The 19,077-nt window shown below is 59.6% G+C and carries 18 protein-coding genes; 5 read left to right on the top strand and 13 right to left on the bottom strand.

What is annotated here, in order from left to right; genetic code table 11:
• Positions 1-107 precede the first annotated feature (107 nt).
• From pepN to QMX93_RS23545, 6 genes are read right to left on the bottom strand one after another with little or no spacing between them, the layout of a single operon-like run.
• Positions 108-2,765 (bottom strand): aminopeptidase N, encoded by a 2,658-nt coding sequence (pepN, locus tag QMX93_RS23570; RefSeq protein ID WP_282358152.1) that lies wholly within the window; start codon positions 2,763-2,765, stop codon positions 108-110.
• 10 nt (positions 2,766-2,775) lie between these two features.
• Positions 2,776-3,606 (bottom strand): DUF2797 domain-containing protein, encoded by an 831-nt coding sequence (locus QMX93_RS23565; protein ID WP_053119411.1) that lies wholly within the window; start codon positions 3,604-3,606, stop codon positions 2,776-2,778.
• Positions 3,603-3,863, bottom strand: coding sequence for a DUF1315 family protein (locus QMX93_RS23560; RefSeq protein ID WP_007919229.1), 261 nt, complete (start codon positions 3,861-3,863; stop codon positions 3,603-3,605). The genes QMX93_RS23565 and QMX93_RS23560 overlap by 4 nt, the downstream gene beginning before the upstream one ends.
• Before the next feature lie 33 nt (positions 3,864-3,896).
• On the bottom strand, positions 3,897-4,766 hold the full coding sequence (locus QMX93_RS23555) for a rhomboid family intramembrane serine protease (protein WP_053119409.1): 870 nt from the start codon (positions 4,764-4,766) through the stop codon (positions 3,897-3,899).
• Complete coding sequence (locus QMX93_RS23550) at positions 4,763-5,734, bottom strand: metallophosphoesterase (protein ID WP_053119407.1); 972 nt, start codon at positions 5,732-5,734, stop codon at positions 4,763-4,765. The genes QMX93_RS23555 and QMX93_RS23550 overlap by 4 nt, the downstream gene beginning before the upstream one ends.
• Positions 5,734-6,624, bottom strand: coding sequence for an NAD(+) kinase (locus QMX93_RS23545; protein WP_003224174.1), 891 nt, complete (start codon positions 6,622-6,624; stop codon positions 5,734-5,736). The genes QMX93_RS23550 and QMX93_RS23545 overlap by 1 nt, the downstream gene beginning before the upstream one ends.
• Before the next feature lie 115 nt (positions 6,625-6,739).
• On the opposite strand from QMX93_RS23545, the gene QMX93_RS23540 reads away from it, so the two are divergent.
• The gene (locus tag QMX93_RS23540; RefSeq protein ID WP_159815315.1) at positions 6,740-7,690 is read left to right on the top strand and encodes a DUF1853 family protein; all 951 of its coding nucleotides are present in this window, start codon (positions 6,740-6,742) and stop codon (positions 7,688-7,690) included.
• A gap of 78 nt (positions 7,691-7,768) precedes the next feature.
• Here the strand turns inward: QMX93_RS23540 and QMX93_RS23535 are convergent, their stop codons facing one another.
• The gene (locus QMX93_RS23535) at positions 7,769-9,052 is read right to left on the bottom strand and encodes an arsenic transporter (protein WP_282358151.1); all 1,284 of its coding nucleotides are present in this window, start codon (positions 9,050-9,052) and stop codon (positions 7,769-7,771) included.
• A 191-nt stretch (positions 9,053-9,243) separates the two neighbouring features.
• Positions 9,244-9,801, bottom strand: a complete 558-nt coding sequence (locus QMX93_RS23530; RefSeq protein ID WP_159815522.1) for an NAD(P)H-dependent oxidoreductase — start codon at positions 9,799-9,801, stop codon at positions 9,244-9,246.
• A 181-nt stretch (positions 9,802-9,982) separates the two neighbouring features.
• Here QMX93_RS23530 and QMX93_RS23525 point away from each other — a divergent pair, with 181 nt between their 5' ends.
• Together QMX93_RS23525 and QMX93_RS23520 are read left to right on the top strand one after the other, a co-directional pair.
• Positions 9,983-10,213 carry a hypothetical protein gene (locus tag QMX93_RS23525; RefSeq protein ID WP_053119399.1) on the top strand — a complete coding sequence of 77 codons (231 nt, stop codon included), beginning with the start codon at positions 9,983-9,985 and terminating at the stop codon, positions 10,211-10,213.
• Between the two features lie 84 nt (positions 10,214-10,297).
• Positions 10,298-11,191, top strand: a complete 894-nt coding sequence (locus QMX93_RS23520; RefSeq protein ID WP_282358150.1) for a LysR substrate-binding domain-containing protein — start codon at positions 10,298-10,300, stop codon at positions 11,189-11,191.
• Here QMX93_RS23520 and QMX93_RS23515 read toward each other — a convergent pair.
• The 5 genes from QMX93_RS23515 to QMX93_RS23495 all read right to left on the bottom strand — a co-directional run bounded on the left by QMX93_RS23515 (position 11,157) and on the right by QMX93_RS23495 (position 16,527).
• Complete coding sequence (locus tag QMX93_RS23515; RefSeq protein WP_282358149.1) at positions 11,157-11,771, bottom strand: GNAT family N-acetyltransferase; 615 nt, start codon at positions 11,769-11,771, stop codon at positions 11,157-11,159. The two genes, QMX93_RS23520 and QMX93_RS23515, sit on opposite strands and share 35 nt — an antisense overlap.
• Before the next feature lie 14 nt (positions 11,772-11,785).
• Complete coding sequence (locus tag QMX93_RS23510) at positions 11,786-14,041, bottom strand: Orn/Lys/Arg decarboxylase N-terminal domain-containing protein (RefSeq protein WP_282358148.1); 2,256 nt, start codon at positions 14,039-14,041, stop codon at positions 11,786-11,788.
• Positions 14,042-14,229: 188 nt separating this feature from the next.
• Positions 14,230-14,988, bottom strand: a complete 759-nt coding sequence (gene dnaQ / locus QMX93_RS23505; RefSeq protein ID WP_159815519.1) for a DNA polymerase III subunit epsilon — start codon at positions 14,986-14,988, stop codon at positions 14,230-14,232.
• A gap of 219 nt (positions 14,989-15,207) precedes the next feature.
• Complete coding sequence (gene rnhA, locus QMX93_RS23500; protein WP_053119389.1) at positions 15,208-15,678, bottom strand: ribonuclease HI; 471 nt, start codon at positions 15,676-15,678, stop codon at positions 15,208-15,210.
• A gap of 90 nt (positions 15,679-15,768) precedes the next feature.
• Positions 15,769-16,527: a methyltransferase domain-containing protein gene (locus QMX93_RS23495; protein WP_212545887.1), complete on the bottom strand. Its 759-nt coding sequence runs from the start codon at positions 16,525-16,527 to the stop codon at positions 15,769-15,771.
• Positions 16,528-16,593: 66 nt separating this feature from the next.
• Here QMX93_RS23495 and gloB point away from each other — a divergent pair, with 66 nt between their 5' ends.
• Together gloB and QMX93_RS23485 are read left to right on the top strand one after the other, a co-directional pair.
• On the top strand, positions 16,594-17,361 hold the full coding sequence (gene gloB, locus QMX93_RS23490; protein WP_282358153.1) for a hydroxyacylglutathione hydrolase: 768 nt from the start codon (positions 16,594-16,596) through the stop codon (positions 17,359-17,361).
• 99 nt (positions 17,362-17,460) lie between these two features.
• Positions 17,461-18,921: a LysM peptidoglycan-binding domain-containing protein gene (locus tag QMX93_RS23485; RefSeq protein WP_282358147.1), complete on the top strand. Its 1,461-nt coding sequence runs from the start codon at positions 17,461-17,463 to the stop codon at positions 18,919-18,921.
• Positions 18,922-19,077 lie beyond the last annotated feature (156 nt).

Raw genomic sequence — 19,077 nt, 5'->3', positions numbered from 1 at the left:
GCGCAGGCCATCTAAACCCTGTAGGAGCTGCCGAAGGCTGCGATCTTTTGACCTTGATGTTAAAGATCAAAGATCGCAGCCTTCGGCAGCTCCTACAGGGATCGGCGTTACGCCAGGCTTTTGCTTACAACTTCATACACGTCACTCGACAACTGCCCCGACGCCCGAATCCGCTCCAGCTCGCCCTTCATCAGCGCCTGGCGCGCATCGTCGTATTTGCGCCAGCGCGTCAGCGGTGCCAATTGGCGAGAAGCGATCTGTGGGTTGAAGCCGTTCAGCTCAATCACCAGATCCGCGAGGAAGCGATAGCCCGAGCCATCCGCCGCATGGAAGTTGATCAGGTTCTGCCCGGCGAACGCGCCGACCAGCGCACGCACCTTGTTCGGGTTTTTGATGTTGAACGCCGGATGCTGCATCAGCGCCTTCACGCGCTCCAGACCGCCCGGCAAGGTACTGCCCGCCTGCACGCTGAACCACTGATCCATGACCAGCGGGTTGTCCTTGAAGTGCTCGGCAAAACTCGCCAGCGCCAGCGCTTTCTGCTCTTCGAACGGCGAGTTGACCAACACCGCCAGCGCAGTCAGGCGCTCGGTCATGTTGTCGGCGTTTTCAAACTGCTCCAGCGCCGCCGCCAATACTTCCGGCTTGCCGCTGAGCATCAGATAAGACAGGGCAATGTTCTGCAGCGCGCGACGGGCGAAATGCTCGGCTTCGGCCACGTACGGGGTTTTCTTCGACAGGTCACGGTTGGCCTGATAACGCAGCCACAGCGCCTCGAACAAGCCTTCGGCCAATTGCTTGCGCGCGAACTCACGGGCGATATGGATCGCATCAACATCCGCCACTTCGCTGATTTCAGTGAGGTAAGCCTCACCCGGCAGCGAGAGCATTTCGGCGACCATCGCCTGATCCAGCGATTCGTCCGACAGCACGGTACGCAGCGCCGACACCAGACGCGGGTCGAGCTTGAGGCTTTCGCCCTTCTGCTGCTGGCCAATCAGTTCTTGCAGCACTTGCACCGACAGTTGCTGACCGGCATCCCAACGGTTGAAGCCATCGCTGTCGTGCTGCATCAGGAACATCAGTTGATCGCGGTTGTACGGGAAACTCAGTTTCACCGGCGCCGAGAAACCGCGCAGCAACGATGGCAGCGGCTGTTCAGTGATGTCGACGAAGGTGAAAGTCTGTTCAGCTTCGGTCACCGAGATCACGCGAGTGGTGCCTTGCGCCGCCGCTTCGCCGCTCAGACGCAGGGCAATTTCGCTACCTTTGCTGTCGAGCAGGCCGAGTTCGACCGGAATCACGAACGGCAGTTTTTCAACTTTGTCCGGGGTTTCCGGGCAGCTCTGGCGGAAGGTCAGGCTGTAGGTTTTCGCGGCGGCGTCGTAAGACTCGCTCACCGCCAGACGCGGTGTGCCGGCCTGGCTGTACCAGCGTTTGAACTGGGTCAGGTCAACGCCGTTGGCATCTTCCATCGCTTTGATGAAGTCGTCGCAGGTTACGGCTTGGCCGTCATGGCGATCAAAGTACAGATCACTGCCCTTACGGAAGCCTTCGGCGCCGAGCAGGGTGTGGATCATGCCGACCACTTCCGAACCCTTTTCGTACACGGTCAGGGTGTAGAAGTTGGAGATTTCGATGAAGCTGTCCGGACGCACGGCGTGAGCCATCGGGCCGGCATCTTCGGCAAACTGGTGGGTTCGCAGATACGCGACGTCCTGAATACGTTTGACCGTGGCCGAGTTCATGTCGGCGGAGAAGCCGGAATCGCGGAATACGGTGAAGCCTTCTTTCAGCGACAACTGGAACCAGTCGCGGCAGGTCACGCGGTTGCCCGACCAGTTGTGGAAGTATTCGTGAGCGACGATCGCTTCAACGCGCTGATGCGCAGCATCGGTCGCGGTTTCGGCGCGAGCGAGCACGGCGCTGGAGTTGAAGATGTTGAGGCCCTTGTTCTCCATCGCGCCCATGTTGAAATCGTTGACGGCGACGATCATGAAGATGTCCAGATCGTACTCGCGACCGTAGACCTCTTCGTCCCAGCGCATCGACTTCTTCAGGCTGTTCATCGCGTGCTGGCACTTGTCGATGTTTTCCGGCTCGACGTAGATGCGCAGCGCGACGGTGCGATCAGTCATGGTGGTGAAGGTGTCTTCAACGCACCACAAATCACCGGCCACCAGCGCGAACAGGTACGCCGGTTTCATGAACGGGTCTTCCCACGTTGCCCAGTGCCGGCCGTCTTCGCCCGGGCCCGAGGCAATCGGGTTGCCGTTGGAGAGCAGCACCGGATAGCTGTGCTGTTCGGCGACCACGGTGGTGGTGAACTTGCTCATCACGTCCGGGCGGTCGAGGTAATAAGTGATTTTGCGGAAACCCTCGGCTTCGCACTGGGTGCAGAACATCGTGCCGGACTTGTACAAGCCTTCCAGTGCGGTGTTGGTTTCCGGGTGGATCTTGACGCTGGTGTCGACCGTGAAGGTTTCGGCGGTCGGCTGCAGGGTCAGATGGTTCTCGGACAATTGATAGTCAGCAGCGCCCAGCTCTTTGTCGGCCAGGGTCACCGAGAGCAGTTCCAGTTGCTGGCCATCGAGCACCAGTGGCGGCAGGCCCGGGCCACGCGCCGGGTTGCGGCGCATGACCAACTGCGCGTGCACCAGGCTGTGATCCTCGAACAACTCGAAGGTCAGGTGTGTTTCGTCAATCAGGTACTCGGGCGCCTGATAGTCCTTGAGGTAAATCATCTTCGGTTGTTCGGTGCGCATGCTGGAGTCCTTATTGATGCACGGCGAGCTGATAAGCCGTGTACTTGCGAATATTGATCACGCCGGTATCGAAGATCAGGTACTGGCCTTTGATGCCCAACAACGTGCCTTCGGCAATCGGGTTCTTGTCCAGGTTGAAGCTGACGATTTTGGCCGGGTATTGCTCGACCGGATAGCGGATTTCGAGAGGTTCTACATCGGCAATTGTCTGAATAGCTTGTAGGCCGAATCGCTCCTGCAAACCCTGTAAGCCTTCGGCGCAGCTTTCAAACAGCTGATCGCGCACCTGCGCCAGATCTACCGTTGCCGCATCGCCCTTGAGCAACGCGCGCCAGTTGGTTTTGTCCGCGACCTGGCTGCGGAACAGATCCTCCACGAAGCCCGACTGCTGCCGCGTCGACACGCGCATGATCGGCAACGCCTGACACGCGCCCTGATCGATCCAGCGCGTTGGCAGTTGCGTCGCACGGGTGATGCCCACCTTGATGCCCGACGAATTGGACAAATACACGACGTGATCGGTCATGCAGAACTGCTCGCCCCACGCTGGATCGCGGCAGGTGCCGGCGTCATAGTGGCAACGCTCCGGGCTCATGATGCACAGGTCGCACTGCGCCAGTTTGGTCATGCACGGATAGCAATAGCCCTGACTGAAACTGGTTTTGGTTTTACGCCCGCAATGGGTGCAGTGGATCGCCCCCAGGTACTCCAGACGCACGGTGGTGCCGATCATGGGATTGACCGGCACCTCGACGTCATCCAGACGAAACGCGTATTGCACGTTCGGCCCGTCGAGGCGCGCCGACATTTTGCTGATTGCACCGCGGCCAATCTCGATCAATGGATAGCATCCGACTTGAACAGGATGTTCGGCACTTCGATCGACTTCGATGCACATTCTTGCGGGCCCATGTAACCGGTGCGCTGATCTTCAGGCAGGTTCTGGATTTCCCAGGCAATCATCGCCTGCAACGACAGCTCGCGCTGCTCGGCGGTGAGCTTGCCACCGTCCGACCATTTGCCGATTTCCACGGCCAGTTTCAGGCTCTCGTAGATGTCCGGGGTGATGTTGTTGATCATGTCGTTAAAAGAGGACATCAGGGTCTCCGTGCTCTTTATCTACAAAAAAATTCAGGCGGCCAGTTTACGGCGGTTATACAAACCACCCAACAAACCGGTGAAGCATCCGATGAGTAACCCGCCGACGTGGGCGGCGTTGGCGATTTCGCCGAAACCGATGACCGAGATCACCCCGGACATGCACACCAGCAACCACACCAGCATCATCACCAACACGCCGCGCGGCAGGCGATAAGCCGGGTTCGGCGCCAGCAGCTGGAAGATCCAGCAATGCCCGAGCAAACCGTACAGCACGCCAGAGAGGCCGCCGAACAGCGTCGGGCCGCTCCAGATGTATTGCGCATAGTTAGAGACCAGGCTGAACAGCAGCGTCAGGCCGATCAAGTTGATGCTGCCCTGCCGCGACTCGATGCGCCGCCCCAGTTCCCAGTACCACATGCCGTTCATGGCCAGGTGCAGGATGCCGAAGTGGATCAGCATCGGCGTGACCAGACGCCACCACTGCCCCGCCGCCAGACTGTCGGCCAACGGCGTGAAATGGATGTACTCGCCGACCACCTGGAAATCAAGGAAGGTCAGCCAGCGCAGGGTTTGCAGGTTTTCACCGAGGTAAGTCAGGCCGCCGACGATCAGGCACAGCAGCAGAATGAAGCCGGTGGCCTTGGCGTATTTCAGTTGTTCGGCGAAGCTCGGGCGTTTGACGGTCGGCGCGACGGGAATGTCCAGTTGCTGATCGGGATCACCTGCCGGGAAGCGTTCGTACAGTGAGCGCACGTCTTCGCTGATTTCCGACGGCGCCCACAACACTTGCTCGCCCGCCTCTTCACTGACGCGATGCGGTACTTGCATGCGTTGCAGCAGTTTGACGAAACCGCTCAGATCCACGCCTAAAGGCAAACGTAATACCGCTACCGAACTCATTGCAGCACCTCCGGCCGCTCAACATCGACCCAGACAAATTTATTTGGATCGAGGAAAGTTTCCTGATCCAGGCGATAAGCAACGAGTTTGCCGTAGAGCACGGCGCTGTAATCCAGACACGCGAGGTTCGGCCGGATCGGCGCCGGTTTGCCGCTGCGCCAGTAGTGGCCGACGAACAGCAACGGCTCGTCGACGCCGTAGCGCAGCAGGGAATTCTTTTCAGTGGAGGTCAGCGGCGTTTGCGCCACCGGTTCCGGCAAGGCATCGGGCTGGAAGACGATGTCGCCGTAGGTTTTCGGGTCGTCTTCCCAGAACTTGGTGCGGAAGAACGAACGCACCAGACCGTCGCCGCTGGTCATGGTCAAACCATCGGGCAGGCGCATGTCGGTGCCACGCAGCAAACGGTCGAACACGGTGCAGGCGAAGCTATCCGGTACGGCCGAGGCCTGGAGGAAATGCTCGTCGATGCAGCCATTAGGGAACAGCGCGCGCAGCGGTTCGATCAGGCCGGCATCCCAGCAGGCATGCACGACGCGGAAACGTCCGGCGTCGACAAACAGCGGCAGCTCATAGAACCAGCGCTGGAAATCGTGCCAGTCGCCGGGATGGCCTTCGAACTGCGTCAGGGTTTCGTGGAGCAACCGCGCATGACGCTTGGTGTGCTCGCGGACGAATTGCTTGCCGCTGCCCGGTGGCGCCGGGGTGCTCCAGCCGAGTGCGTTGAATTCGTGGTTACCCATGATGCACAAGGCCTGCCCGGCCTCGACCATGTCGTGGACGATGTGCAGCGCCTCGCGAATGCGCGGGCCACGATCGATGATGTCGCCGACGAACACGGCCATGCGCGATGGATGCCGCCAGACCCCGCCTTGCTTGTGATAACCGAGTCGGTCAAGCAAGTGTTCGAGGGTCAGGGCGCATCCGTGCACGTCACCAATCAGGTCATAACTGCGCGCGGGATCGAGCATCAGTCGCCTCCACCACCCAACTTGCTGCCCCAGCCGAGCTTGGTGCGGCAGACTTCATAGTAGTTGTGGTCGAGCGGGTGAATCAGGCGCAGCTTCTGCGCTTTCTTGCTGACGGTGATGGTGTCGCCCGGCGCGCAGGTGAAGTGGTTCTGCCCGTCGCAGGAGACTTGCGGGTAAATCTGCATGTTTTTCGACACGACGATTTTCAGCTCACTGTTGCCATCGACCACAATTGGCCGGCTCGACAACATATGGGGGTACATCGGCACGATCACAATGGCATCGAGCTTGGGATGCATGATCGGGCCACCGGCGGACAGCGCGTAAGCTGTGGAACCGGTCGGCGTCGCGACGATCAGGCCGTCAGCCTTCTGGCTGCAAACGAACTGGCCGTCGATGTACAGCTCGAACTCGATCATCCGCGTCGATTTGCCGGGGTGCAGCACCACGTCGTTGAGCGCGTCGCCCTGGCCAATGGCCTCGGCGTGACGGCGCACTTCGGCTTGCAGCAGGAAGCGGTTTTCCACCAGATAGTGGCCGTCGAGCACTTTGGCGACTTCGACTTCCAGTTCATCCGGGCGAATATCGGTGAGGAAGCCGAGGCTGCCACGGTTGATGCCCAGCACCGGAATATTGTGTTTGGCCAGCGCACGCGCGGCGCCGAGCAGGCTGCCGTCACCGCCGACGACGATGACCATGTCGCAGACTTCGCCGAGCATCTTGCGCGACGAGGTTTGCAGGCCGTGGCCCGGCAGCACTTCAGCGATGGTGTCTTCGAGGATCACATGCAGGTGACGATCGAGCAGAAACCGTTTCAGTCGGCGGACGGTATCCAGCACCTGGGAACTGCCCAGGCGACCGATGATGCCGATATTACGAAATTGCTCCATGGGACCTCTGCGGACAATCGAAAACGCGAAAAACAGGATTATGGGCGAAAGCGCCAGATAGACAAAATCCTTTCAGCCTCAAGGGCGCGCTCGTGATTACGGCTATGCTCGCAAGATGATCCTATTTCCCGACCTGCTCCAGTTGCCTCACCAATTGCGCCATCCGGAAGTGCGGGATCTGGCGTGGGTGATCCTCGCCCCGCCGATGCTCGCCACCACGCCGTGGCCGCAGCGCCATCCGCTGGCCGGCAGCGACTGGGTGAATGACCCGCATCGCCTCGAACATTGGCTGCGCCAGCTCGACCGCGACAGCTACGGTTTGCTGCATTGGTTATCGCAGGCGCGCACGCGGCGTCTGGGCCTGTATTACGAGCGGCTGTGGCAATTTGCCGTGGCGCAGGCGCCGGGGATCGAGTTGATTGCCGCCAACCTGCCGATCCGCCGCGAAGGCCATACGCTCGGCGAACTGGACATGCTGCTGCGTGATCGCGACGGCGTGCATCACCTGGAATTGGCGATCAAGCTGTACCTCGGCCCGCAACAGGGCGACGGCCGTGATTCGGCGCAATGGCTGGGGCCGGGTTGTCATGATCGGCTGGATCGCAAACTGGCGCATCTGGCCGGTCATCAACTGCCGATTTCCGCGCGACCGGAAAGCCGTGAAGCCTTGGCGGCGCTGGATATCGAGTCGTTCAGCGCGCAATTGTGGCTGGGCGGTTATCTGCTGTATCCGTGGCCCGGTCAGGCTGAGTCGCCAAGCGGCGCGCACCCGCAGCATCTGCGCGGCAGTTGGTTGCATCAAAAGGATTGGCCAGCGTTCGTCGCGCAACGCCCGGCCGGTCGCTGGCAACCCCTGCCCCGTCACGCGTGGCTGGCGCCGGCACATTACCCGGCGGATCAGACCTGGAGCGAAGTGCATTTGCAGGCGTGGCTGGAGGAGCTGGAACCGATGGCGCCGGCACAATTGCTGGTGCGCCTGACCGAGAATGCGCGGGGCGATTGGGAAGAGGCGGAGCGGTTGTTTCTGGTGTCGGATCTTTGGCCGAATGTCCCGGGGCAGGCCTAAAAGATCGCAGCCTTCGGCAGCTCCTACAGATGTACGCATACCCATGTAGGAGCTGCCGAAGGCTGCGATCTCTTGATTTCAAATGGACAGCCGCACAGCCAAAGCCGCCAACGTCACCAACAACACCGGCACCGTCAACACAATCCCGACCTTGAAGTAATACCCCCAACCAATGTGAATCCCCTTGCGCTCCAGCACATGCAGCCACAGCAACGTGGCCAGACTGCCAATCGGCGTGATCTTCGGCCCCAAGTCGCTGCCGATCACGTTGGCGTAAATCATCGCTTCCTTGATCACCCCACTCGCCTGACTCGCATCGATCGACAGCAAACCGATCAGCACCGTCGGCAAATTATTCATGATCGACGACAACAGTGCCGTCAGCACACCGGTGCCCAGCGCCGCGCCCCACACGCCGTGGCCAGCAAACACATCCAGCCAACCGGCCAGATAGCTTGTCAGCCCGGCATTACGCAAGCCGTAGACCACCAGATACATGCCCAGCGAGAAAATCACGATCTGCCACGGCGCCTCTTTCATCACCTTGCGCGTAGAGATCTTGTGACCGCGCGCGGCGATGCCCAGCAGCAGTGCGGCGCAGACAGCGGAAATCGCGCTGATCGGAATGCCCAACGGCTCAAGGGCGAAACAGCCGATCAACAGAATTGCCAACACCGCCCAACCCGCATAGAACGTGGCTTTGTCGTGGATCGCGGTTTCAGGACGCTCAAGTTGATCGGGGTCGTAGGCCTTGGGAATGTCACGGCGGAAGAACCACAGCAACATGCCCAACGTCGCCGCGACGCTGACGAAGTTGACCGGCACCATCACCGCCGCGTAGCGGTTGAAGCCGATGTGGAAGAAGTCTGCCGAGACGATGTTGACCAGGTTCGACACCACCAGCGGCAGGCTTGCGGTGTCAGCGATAAAGCCTGCGCCCATGACGAAGGCCAGAGTCGCTGCCGGGGAAAAGCGCAGCGCCAGCAGCATGGAAATCACGATTGGCGTGAGGATCAGCGCCGCGCCGTCATTGGCGAACAACGCCGACACCAGCGCGCCGAGCAGCACCATAAAGGCAAACAGCTTGCGCCCACTGCCCCGCCCCCAGCGCGCCACGTGCAACGCAGCCCAATTGAAGAAACCGGCCTCGTCGAGCAGCAGACTGATGATGATCAGCGCAACAAAGGTGCCGGTGGCGTTCCAGATGATCTGCCAGACCAGAGGGATATCGCTCAGATGCACAACGCCAAAGATCAACGCCAGCACGGCGCCGAGCGTCGCACTCCAGCCGACGCCGAGGCCTTTGGGTTGCCAGATGACAAGGGTAATGGTCAGCAGGAAAATCAGTGACGCAGCAAGCATCCGCAACAGCCTTGTTCGAAAGAGGATTTTGGGGGACGACAGGATACCTGTGGTGAGGGGATTTATCCCCGACCGGCTGCGCAGCAGCCGCAAAACCTGCGAACTCGGTTTGACTGAGAAACGCAGGGGGTCGCTTCGCAACCCATCGGGGATAAATCCCCTCACCACAAAGAGTTCACCAAGGTGCTGGATTATTTTTTGTGTTGCTCGACGAACTGTCCGTAAGCATTGATAAAGCTCTGCAGAAAAGGTTTCACCGATTCACTCAACTTCCCCGCCTCATCAAATGCAGTCCCCGCGCCGCCCAGATAAGCCTCAGGCTGCTGCATGCAAGGCACATTGAGAAACACAAACGACTGGCGCAGGTGCTGGTTCGCGCCGAAACCGCCAATGGCCCCCGGCGAAACGCTGATCACCGCGCCCGGCTTGCCGCTCCAGGCGCTCTTGCCATACGGCCGCGAGCCGACGTCGATGGCGTTCTTCAGCGGCGCCGGCACCGAGCGGTTGTACTCCGGCGTAACAAACAGCACCGCGTCGGAAGAACCGACTTTTTGCCGGAAAGTACTGTAGGCTGCCGGCGGTGAATCGCCATCAATGTCTTCGTTATACAGTGGCAGATCGCCAATCTCGACAATGCTCAGTTTCAGGTTCGCCGGTGCCAGTTCCGCCAGCGCCAGGGCGACTTTGCGGTTGATCGATGCTTTACGCAGGCTACCGACTATGACGGCGACGTTATAGACATTGCTCATGGAAGACTCTCGATGTCCGTGGGGGAGCCTGTAGTTATAGATGATCCCGTGACGATTCCACCAGCAGACGAGTGAAAAATCCCGGCTGCTGAATATTTTTTTCGTGCAGGAAAACTTACAGCGCTGGATGGCGGTCTTAAAACCGCAAATCAAGCGTTTTATCTCCAGAGGTTCTAAACAGATGGCAGCAGTACTCGTCGGTCAGTTCCATGCAAGAGATGCGGAAGGCCGCGTTTATTCCGTGCATGAATTCCAGGAATCCAACCCGTCGGCAGACGGTCTCACTGGCTCGGAGCCGATTTACAAACTGGCCATCGGCGATCGCATCAAGAAGATCGACGACCAGACGTTCGAACTGGTTCAGTCGGGTATCACCCTGACCCGCGAGCCTGAGCCAACCGTCGCTTCATAACTCGTCGTTATGAGCAGAAGTCATATGCGCAGAGTTGGGTTAGGATCAGTCACTGACCCCACCTGCTGAACATGGACTTCACGCATGCGTTTACGCCATATCGAAGTGATTCAGGCGCTCTTGCAGACCGGTCACCTGGGCACCGCCGCCGAATGGCTGCAGTTGCCAGTGACCGAGGTCGAAGAGCGTTTGCGCGAAGCCGAGAGTCAGTTGGGGTTCATGCTGTTCGCCAGCGTTCGCGGACGCTTGCAATCGACGCCGGAAGCGCGGGCGCTGCAAGTCGAAATCGCCCACGTCTATGCAGCGCTCGAGCCGGTTCAGCGTCTGGCCAGTAGCCTCAAACAGTACCTCGCCCCTCCCTTGCGCATCATCGGCACCCCGCCGCTCTCCCAACATCTATTACCGCAAAGTCTTGCCGCCCTGCGCCGACGCCTGCCCGATGCACCGTGCAGCCTGCTCAGTGCACCGACCCGCGACATCGTCCGCAGCCTGTTGCTGCGCGAAAGTGATCTAGGCCTGAGCCTGCACGATCCCGAACATTCCGACATTGATTGCCAGCCACTGGCCCACGGCAAACTGCAACTGCTCGCGCCCCACGGTTGGCTGCAGCCGAAGCAGAAATACATTTCTCTACAGGATTTGGCCGGTCAGGCGATGGTCGGCCTCGACGGCCAGGATCCGCTGAGCCCGGCCTTGGAAAACAAACTCGAGGCGTTGCGCCCGGCGCCGAGCATCCAGACTCGCGTGCAAACCCATCAGATGATGCGCAGCATGGTCGAGGCAGGCGAAGGCTTGGCCATCGTCGACCCGTTCACCGCCCTCGGTGCGCGCGCCGGCGGCCTCGATGTCTGCCCACTGTCGCCGGCGGTGCCGATCAGCCTTTACGCGCTGACCTATAAACACTGCGCGCCGTCAGCGGCAATTCAGACCTTGCTGGCGATCGTCACGGAACAAGCCGAGGCGATGTTGTCGAGCTGAGCGGGTTTTCCAGCGGGTTATCAAACAATCGGTACCAGAACAGCGCGACTTCGGCGGTGTTCGGATCAATGCCGCGATAGCGCAGCTCGTCGACACCGCCAATCACATAGCCGCAACGCTCATACAACCGGCAAGCACCGAGGTTGTTGTTTTGCGTTTCGAGCATGATCCCCGGCAGCTTCTTTTTGCGACTCCAGAATTGCGCGACATCCAGCAACGCTTTGGCCACGCCATGCCGCCGGGCCGGCGCGTGCACCGCCAATTCATCGATATGGGCGAAGCCGTTCCAGTTGGTGCTGATGACCAAATGGCCCACCGCCTCGTCATCCAGATACGCCATGAAAATCGCACTGTCCGGCGCATCGCGGAAACTGCTGAATTCTTCGGGGTCGATGCCGTAGCACTTGCGGTACGGCACGATGGGCGTCACCCGCCACTGCTCGACAGGCTGACCAATCACCGCCGCGCCGTACGCCGCCACTTCAAAACTGAAGTCGCTGCCCCAGATATAGGGCGCAAAACCTTCGTCGGCGACACGCACCGACAGGCCTGGGTATTTGGGATTCACGGCCGGTTGCATACTGGGAAAAGTCCTCATTCCTTCACACAATCGACGGTGTATAGCCGCCCATTGCCCTCGTCTTCGTGCTGCAATCCATGCACATCCGCGACAAAACCGGGGAAGCTGCTATCGAACGTGCGAGCAAATTTCAGGTAATCGATGATCGAACGGGTCGATTCGGTAAAGCGTTCGCCGGGCATGATAAGCGGAATTCCCGGGGGATACGGCACCAGCATCACGGCGGCAATCCTTCCTTCCAATTCATCGATCGGCACCGCCTCGACTTCGCCGCGCACCAGATGATCGTAGGCGTGAGCCGGTTTCATGGCGATTTCGGGGAGCACGGTGTACATGCGTTTCAGGTGTTTGGCCGTGGCGTTGCTGCGATAACAGGCGTGCAGCTGATCACAGAGGTCGCGCAGGCCCATGCCGCGATAACGCGCGGTGTCTTCCAACGCTACGCAAGGCAGGCAAGTCTCCAGACGCACGTTGGCGTCGTAACTGCGCTTGAACTCCAGCAGTTCGGTGAGCAGCGTGCTCCATTTACCTTTGGTGATGCCCATGGAGAACAACACCAGAAACGAATACAGGCCGGTTTTTTCGACGACCAATCCGCGCTCCCAGAGGAATTTGCTGACCACCGCCGCCGGAATGCCTTTCTCGCTTAACGCGCCGCCCGCGTTGAGGCCCGGCATCACCAGGGTCACTTTGATCGGGTCGAGCAGCACGTAATCGTCACTGACATCGCCGAAACCGTGCCAGTCGGCATCGGGTTTCAGCAACCAGTCTTCAGTCTGCACGCGGTCAATACCTTCGACGCCCGGCGGCTGCCAGATCGAAAACCACCAGTCATCGGCAGCAATGTGCTGACGCAAATTGGCCAGCGCCCGACGGAAGCTCAGCGCTTCATCAAAAGTTTCCTGCAACAACGAACGTCCGGCCGGGCCTTCCATCATCGCCGACGCAACATCCAGCGAGGCGATGATGCTGTATTGCGGCGAGGTCGAGATGTGCATCATGAACGCTTCGTTGAAACGGTCACGATCCAGCTGCCGTGCACCGCCGTCCTGCACATGAATCATCGAGGCCTGACTGAATGCCGCGAGCAGTTTGTGCGTGGAATGGGTGGTGAACACCAGCGGACTGTCTTCGCTGCGCGAGGTGGCCATGCCGTAACGTCCGGCAAAGAATTCGTGGAACGCCGCGTAGGCATACCAGGCCTCGTCGAAATGCAGGACTTCAACGCTGTTACCGAGTTTTTGCTTGATCAGTTCGGCGTTGTAGCAGAGGCCGTCGTAGGTCGAGTTGGTCACCACCGCCAGTTTGACTTTTGGCACGCGACCCTTGGTCAGCGGGCTCGCATCGATCTTGGCTTGAATCGATTCGCGGCTGAATTCACTCAACGGGATCGGGCCGATGATCCCCAATTCATTGCGCTCCGGGCACAGGTACAACGGGATCGCGCCGGTCATGATGATCGCGTGCAGCACCGACTTGTGGCAGTTGCGGTCGACCAGCACCAGATCATCGCGAGCGACCATCGAGTGCCAGACAATCTTGTTGGCGGTCGAGGTGCCATTGATCACGAAAAAGGTGTGATCAGCGCCGAAATTGCGCGCCGCACGCGCCTCGGCTTCAGCGAGCGGGCCGGTGTGATCGAGCAGTGAGCCGAGTTCCGGCACGGACACCGACAAGTCTGAACGCAGGGTGTTCTCTCCGAAAAACTGATGAAACGCCTGCCCTACCGGACTCTTGTGATAGGCCACGCCCCCGCCATGGCCGGGGGTGTGCCATGAATAATTGGAGTCGGCGGTGTGCTGCACCAGCGCTTTGAAAAACGGCGGCAGCAAACCATCCAGATACTTGCGCGCCGCCCGCGCCACTTGCCGGGCGAGAAACGGCACGGTGTCTTCGAACAGATAGAGAATGCCGCGCAGCTGGTTGAGCTCAGCCATGGCATCGGCCGGGGCGTTTTCCAGGGTGACTTGTTCGCCCAAGGCAAAGATTGGCAGATCCGGGGCGCGCACCCGCGCGAGGCCAATGAGTTCAGCCATGTTCTGCAACAGATGCGAGTTGGTTGAGGCATCCTCGGCGGCAATCAGCATGCACGCGAGGCCATGATGGGTCGACGCGACCAGACGCCCTTCCGTGTAGTCGGTGGCAGAGACGATGCTGAAACCTTCCTGCTCCAGTTCCCGGGCGATGCCACGGATGCGGTCACCGGCGACCGTGTCGGCCTTGATGTCGCGATGGACGATCAACACCGGAAACTTCAAATCTTTGTACATGGGGCTCAGTGTCCTGAGGCGGCAGAAATGAATCTGCCAATGCACTCAGGGTAGAGGGTTGCAGCGAATGTGGCGAGGGTGGCCAGTTGGCTTCATGTCTGTAAAAGCAAAAGATCGCAGCCTTCGGCAGCTCCTACAGGGAATGCATCTCATGTAGGAGCTGCCGAAGGCTGCGATCCTTTGATCTTTTAAACCTGAGCGTCAGCCTCAGCAATCTGTGTCCACATCGCCGGCCCACCCGCCGACTTGGCGATAATCTCCAACCGCACCAGATGCGCCGCCAATTCATCTTCAGTCGCGCGAATAATCCGCGCAGGCTGGCGATCTACCGGCAACCGACGAATCTCGGTCGCCGAGTTGTCCGCGCCCTCGCCCGATCCGTTACCGTCAGAGGCATTACCAGCCAACGACAGGCTGGTCTGGCCGCCGGTCATGGTCAGGTAGACGTCGGCAAGAATCTCCGAGTCGAGCAACGCGCCGTGCAGTTCACGACCGGAGTTGTCGACGCCGTAACGTTTGCACAAGGCGTCGAGGCTGTTGCGCTGTCCCGGGTGACGTTCCCGGGCCATCATCAGGGTGTCGAGGATCGAGCAGTGCTGCGTGATGTCAGCGCGATCCTTCGCGCCCATCAAGGCGAATTCGTTGTTGATGAAGCCAACGTCGAACGCCGCGTTATGGATGATCAGTTGCGCGCCTTTGATGAACTCGAAGAACTCGTCGGCGACTTCATTGAAACGCGGCTTGCCGACGAGGAATTCGTTGGTGATGCCGTGAACGCCAATCGCGCCTTCGTCACTCTCGCGATCCGGTTGCAGATAGACGTGAAAATGCCGGCCCGTCAGGCGCCGACCGATCAGTTCGACACAACCGATTTCGATAATCCGGTGACCATCGGTCACCGGCATGCCGGTGGTTTCGGTATCGAGTACAACGGATCTGGTGGCCATCAGTGCTCAGCTCTCAACGGGTCAATCGTGCAAAAACGCGGATGTTAACACGCTCGGCGGGGTGTTTCAGGCAGACCGTGGCGTCCCATTCGCGAGCAGGCTCGCTCCCACATTGGAATGCATTCCAATTCAAGGAAGGTACAGATCAGATCTGGAATGCATTTTCCTGTGGGAGCGGGCTTGCTCGCGAATGGCAACACCACGGTACAACGGAAGAAATCAGCTCTGCTTGTACCCGCGAACCTCGTCCACACCACGGTTCGCCAACTGGTCAGCCCGCTCGTTACCATGATGGCCAATGTGCCCACGCACCCACTTCCATTTGACGGTGTGGCGGTTGACCTGCTCGTCGAGCTCTTTCCACAAATCAGCGTTTTTCACCGGTTCTTTCGCCGCCGTTTTCCAGCCGCGTTTCTTCCAGTTGGCCATCCACTCGTTGATGCCCTTCATCACGTATTGCGAGTCGGTTACCAGCAACACTTCACACGGACGCTTCAAGGCTTCGAGGCCACGAATGGCGCCGAGCAATTCCATGCGGTTGTTGGTGGTGTTGGCTTCGCCGCCCCACAGTTCCTTTTCAACGCCCTTGCACACCAGCAAGGCGCCCCAGCCGCCCGGGCCGGGATTGCCTTTGCAGGCACCGTCAGTGAACAGTTCTACGGTGTCGACGCTTTCAACGCTTTCGCTCATGCCACTCTATCCAGAAAAATACGTGCCTTGCCGATCACGGATCGACAATGACCAAGGCCGGGACAAACCCGGCCACAATTAAAAGAAGGTTTACGGTTCGACGCGGCGGCGATTGACCTTGGCCATCGGCAGCGGAATCAGCTTGCCCATCGGTTCGCGACGCTCCTGCCGCAACGGCCGCAGGCCCACCACGATCTTGCGCGCGACCAATAAATAGAAGCCGCCGCCCGACAATTGCCAGTCACCGGCCTTGCGTTCCCAGCCGGCCAGACGGCCCTGCCACTTGGCTGACGCGAGCGGCGGACGATAGCACCCGAAGCGGCGTTTCTCCAGCGCGAAGCCCAGCAGGTTGAGCCAGTCGGCGACCCGCGATGGCGAGATGCAGCGCGCCTGACGCAAGGCGTCGTGGGCGAAGACATGACGCAGCCCCCACGTGCTCCACGGGTTGATGCCGATGATCAGCAAATGGCCACCGGGGCGCACGCTGCTCGCCGCTTCACGCAGCAAACCATGGGGCGACAGGCAGAAATCCAGACCGTGCTGCATCACCACCACATCGGCGGCATGCTCGCTCAATGGCCAGGCTTGTTCCTCGCAGACAATCTCGACCCCCGGCAGCGGCGCGCCAAGGCGCACGTTGCGCTGCACTTGCGGCGCCGACGGTGGCGTTTCAGCGGACGGGCCGTAATGCACCAGATAGCCGCCAAAGAACCGGCCGAGCTCGTCTTCGAGCATGCGCCGCTCCTCGTCGAGCAGAAATTGCCCGAGCGGGCCGGACAGCCATTCACGGGCGGCACCGATCAGTGCCAGCCAGTCAGGATCAGCCTGTGCGAACGCTTTATCACTCATCGCATTCTCCAAAGCGCCAGGAACTACTAAGATGCGCCAATGTTTCCCGCTTGGCGAATTCCGACGATGATACAGATCAGTGCCCTGCCCGCGTTCACCGATAACTACATCTGGTTGTTACAAGATCACCGCAGCCAACGTTGCGCCGTGGTCGACCCGGGTGATGCCGCGCCCGTCGAGGCATGGCTTGATGCACATCCGGACTGGGTCTTGAGCGATATTTTGATCACTCACCATCACCATGACCATGTTGGCGGCGTCGAACGCCTGAAACACATCAGCGGCGCCACTGTTTATGGCCCGGCCAGCGAAAATATCCCGGCGCGCGACGTGGCGCTGAAGGACAGCGACACCGCCAGCGTGCTCGGCTGGGAGTTTGATGTCTATGCGGTGCCCGGTCACACCTTGGGACACATTGCTTATTATCACCACGGTCTGCTGTTCTGCGGCGACACTCTGTTTGCCGCGGGTTGCGGTCGCCTGTTCGAGGGTACGCCCGATCAGATGCACCACTCGCTCAGCCGTCTCGCCGCACTGCCCGAAGACACCCTCGTCTATTGCACCCACGAATACACCCTGAGCAATCTCAAATTCGCCGCAGCGGTCGAACCGACCAATGCCGATATTGCCGCCCGTCTGGAAAAAGTTACCCAACAACGGCAAAACGGCGTGATGACCCTGCCGTCTACTTTGGCATTGGAAAAGCTCACAAATCCGTTTTTACGCACCGGTGAAACATTAGTTAAACAAAAAGTGGACGAACGGGCAGGCGCTCAAAACCGGGCGCCGAGTGAGGTTTTTGCGGCTCTGCGGGCTTGGAAAGATAAGTTCTAAGCAGTGGTCTGCTTGGTACAAAAATTCTCAATGGTTGACCGCAGGGGGTGCGCTTTCTAGAATCGCCCGACATTTTTGCCCGGAACTTACTTCCAGCCAATGTCGTCATCCATACGTAAGTCCGTCAATTCAGACGCATTGACCCGCCTGGCGCAAGCCATCGCGGTGGCTGTGTCCGCCACGCTGGCGGGCTGTTCAAGCCATGCTCCGCAGACTGAAGCGACCCATACGCCGAACATTGCTGCGCGAGCCAAGCAGAAGCCGATCTGGCTCAGCGAAAAGCCCACTCCACAGATTCCTCAGGACGTCTGGGAGCGCATGCGCGAGGGCTTCCAGTTGCAGGAAGGCCTGGGCGTGAACCCGCGCATCGAGCAACAGCGCCTGTGGTTCGCCAGCAATCCTTCATTCCTTGAGAACGCCGGCGATCGCGGCAGTCTCTACATTCATTACATCGTCGAACGCCTCGAAGAACGCAACATGCCGCTGGAACTGGCGCTGCTGCCAGTGATTGAAAGTGCCTACAACCCGATGGCCTACTCCCGTGCCGATGCGGTTGGCCTGTGGCAATTCATTCCGTCCACCGGGCGTTACTTCAACCTGCGCCAGACCCGCTTCTACGATGGTCGTCGCGACATCACCGCCTCGACCACCGCCGCACTCGATTACCTGACCCGTTTGCACGACATGTTCAACGGTGACTGGCTGCTCGCGCTCGCCGCGTATAACGCTGGCGAAGGCACGGTCAGCCGCGCCATCGAACGTAACGAGAAACTCGGTTTGCCAACCGACTACTGGAACCTGCCGCTGCCGTCGGAAACCCAGGCCTACGTGCCGAAGTTGCTGGCGCTGTCGCAAGTGGTGCAGTCGCCGGAAGCGTACGGGGTGAACCTCAACCCGATCGCCAACGAACCGTACTTCCAGGTCGTCGAAATCAATCAGCGCATGGACCTGTCCAAAGTCGCTGAAGTGGCCAACATCGACGAAGACGAACTGTTCCAGCTCAATCCAGCCTACAAACAGCGCATCACCGTCGACGGCCCTCAGCATTTGCTGGTGCCAACGTCCAAGGCGCAATTGCTGACCACCAGCCTGCAGACCATGTCGCCGGACGAGTTGATCAGCAAACGCTCCTTGAAACCGGTGTTTGAAGGCGCTGATCCGACGGAAGTGGCGAAGCTGAAACGCGCCTACCGCGTCAAGCGTGGCGACAACCTCGGCTCCATCGCCAAGGCCAACAAGGTTGAAGTGAAGGATCTGCAACGCTGGAACAAGCTGACCGGCAAAAACCTCAAGGTTGGTCAGACTCTGGTGATGCGCGACACGAGCAAACCAACCAAGAGCCGCAGCTCGGGCCGGGTCAACACGGTGATTGCGGCCAACAGCAAGAGCAAAAAAGGCGATAGCAAGCAGCAGACTCAGTACAAGGTTAAGCGCGGCGACACGCTGTACGTGGTGGCCAAGCGTTTCAATGTTGAGATGCAGCATCTCAAGCGCTGGAATCCGGGTGCGAGCAAGGCTTTGAAGCCGGGGCAGATGCTCACCGTTTATCAGCCGCACTGATAGAAGAGCCCCTGAAATTTTGGGGGGCTTTTTTTTGGCCAACTATTTGCCGAACAGCTCACTGTGGCGAGGGGATTTATCCCCGATGGACTGCGCAGCAGTCCCTTCTTTTAATTCGAAGAGCGCGGGCCGCTGCGCGCCCCATCGGGGATAAAT

Origin of the sequence: Pseudomonas sp. PS01303 (assembly GCF_029959385.1) — a bacterium.
Classification (GTDB): Bacteria; Pseudomonadota; Gammaproteobacteria; order Pseudomonadales; family Pseudomonadaceae; genus Aquipseudomonas; species Aquipseudomonas rustica.
The sequence above is the reverse complement of the archived record's forward strand: the minus strand, read 5'-3'. Positions and strand labels throughout refer to the sequence as shown.

Excerpts from the sequence above, each read along its gene's own strand:
- pepN (WP_282358152.1), bottom strand. The coding sequence starts at position 2,765 with ATGCGCACCGAACAACCGAAGATGATTTACCTCAAGGACTATCAGGCG.
- QMX93_RS23560 (WP_007919229.1), bottom strand. The coding sequence starts at position 3,863 with ATGTCCTCTTTTAACGACATGATCAACAACATCACCCCGGACATCTAC.
- QMX93_RS23555 (WP_053119409.1), bottom strand. The coding sequence starts at position 4,766 with ATGAGTTCGGTAGCGGTATTACGTTTGCCTTTAGGCGTGGATCTGAGC.
- QMX93_RS23550 (WP_053119407.1), bottom strand. The coding sequence starts at position 5,734 with ATGCTCGATCCCGCGCGCAGTTATGACCTGATTGGTGACGTGCACGGA.
- QMX93_RS23545 (WP_003224174.1), bottom strand. The coding sequence starts at position 6,624 with ATGGAGCAATTTCGTAATATCGGCATCATCGGTCGCCTGGGCAGTTCC.
- QMX93_RS23540 (WP_159815315.1), top strand. The coding sequence starts at position 6,740 with ATGATCCTATTTCCCGACCTGCTCCAGTTGCCTCACCAATTGCGCCAT.
- QMX93_RS23535 (WP_282358151.1), bottom strand. The coding sequence starts at position 9,052 with ATGCTTGCTGCGTCACTGATTTTCCTGCTGACCATTACCCTTGTCATC.
- QMX93_RS23530 (WP_159815522.1), bottom strand. The coding sequence starts at position 9,801 with ATGAGCAATGTCTATAACGTCGCCGTCATAGTCGGTAGCCTGCGTAAA.
- QMX93_RS23525 (WP_053119399.1), top strand. The coding sequence starts at position 9,983 with ATGGCAGCAGTACTCGTCGGTCAGTTCCATGCAAGAGATGCGGAAGGC.
- QMX93_RS23520 (WP_282358150.1), top strand. The coding sequence starts at position 10,298 with ATGCGTTTACGCCATATCGAAGTGATTCAGGCGCTCTTGCAGACCGGT.
- QMX93_RS23515 (WP_282358149.1), bottom strand. The coding sequence starts at position 11,771 with ATGCAACCGGCCGTGAATCCCAAATACCCAGGCCTGTCGGTGCGTGTC.
- QMX93_RS23510 (WP_282358148.1), bottom strand. The coding sequence starts at position 14,041 with ATGTACAAAGATTTGAAGTTTCCGGTGTTGATCGTCCATCGCGACATC.
- dnaQ (WP_159815519.1), bottom strand. The coding sequence starts at position 14,988 with ATGGCCACCAGATCCGTTGTACTCGATACCGAAACCACCGGCATGCCG.
- rnhA (WP_053119389.1), bottom strand. The coding sequence starts at position 15,678 with ATGAGCGAAAGCGTTGAAAGCGTCGACACCGTAGAACTGTTCACTGAC.
- QMX93_RS23495 (WP_212545887.1), bottom strand. The coding sequence starts at position 16,527 with ATGAGTGATAAAGCGTTCGCACAGGCTGATCCTGACTGGCTGGCACTG.
- gloB (WP_282358153.1), top strand. The coding sequence starts at position 16,594 with ATGATACAGATCAGTGCCCTGCCCGCGTTCACCGATAACTACATCTGG.
- QMX93_RS23485 (WP_282358147.1), top strand. The coding sequence starts at position 17,461 with ATGTCGTCATCCATACGTAAGTCCGTCAATTCAGACGCATTGACCCGC.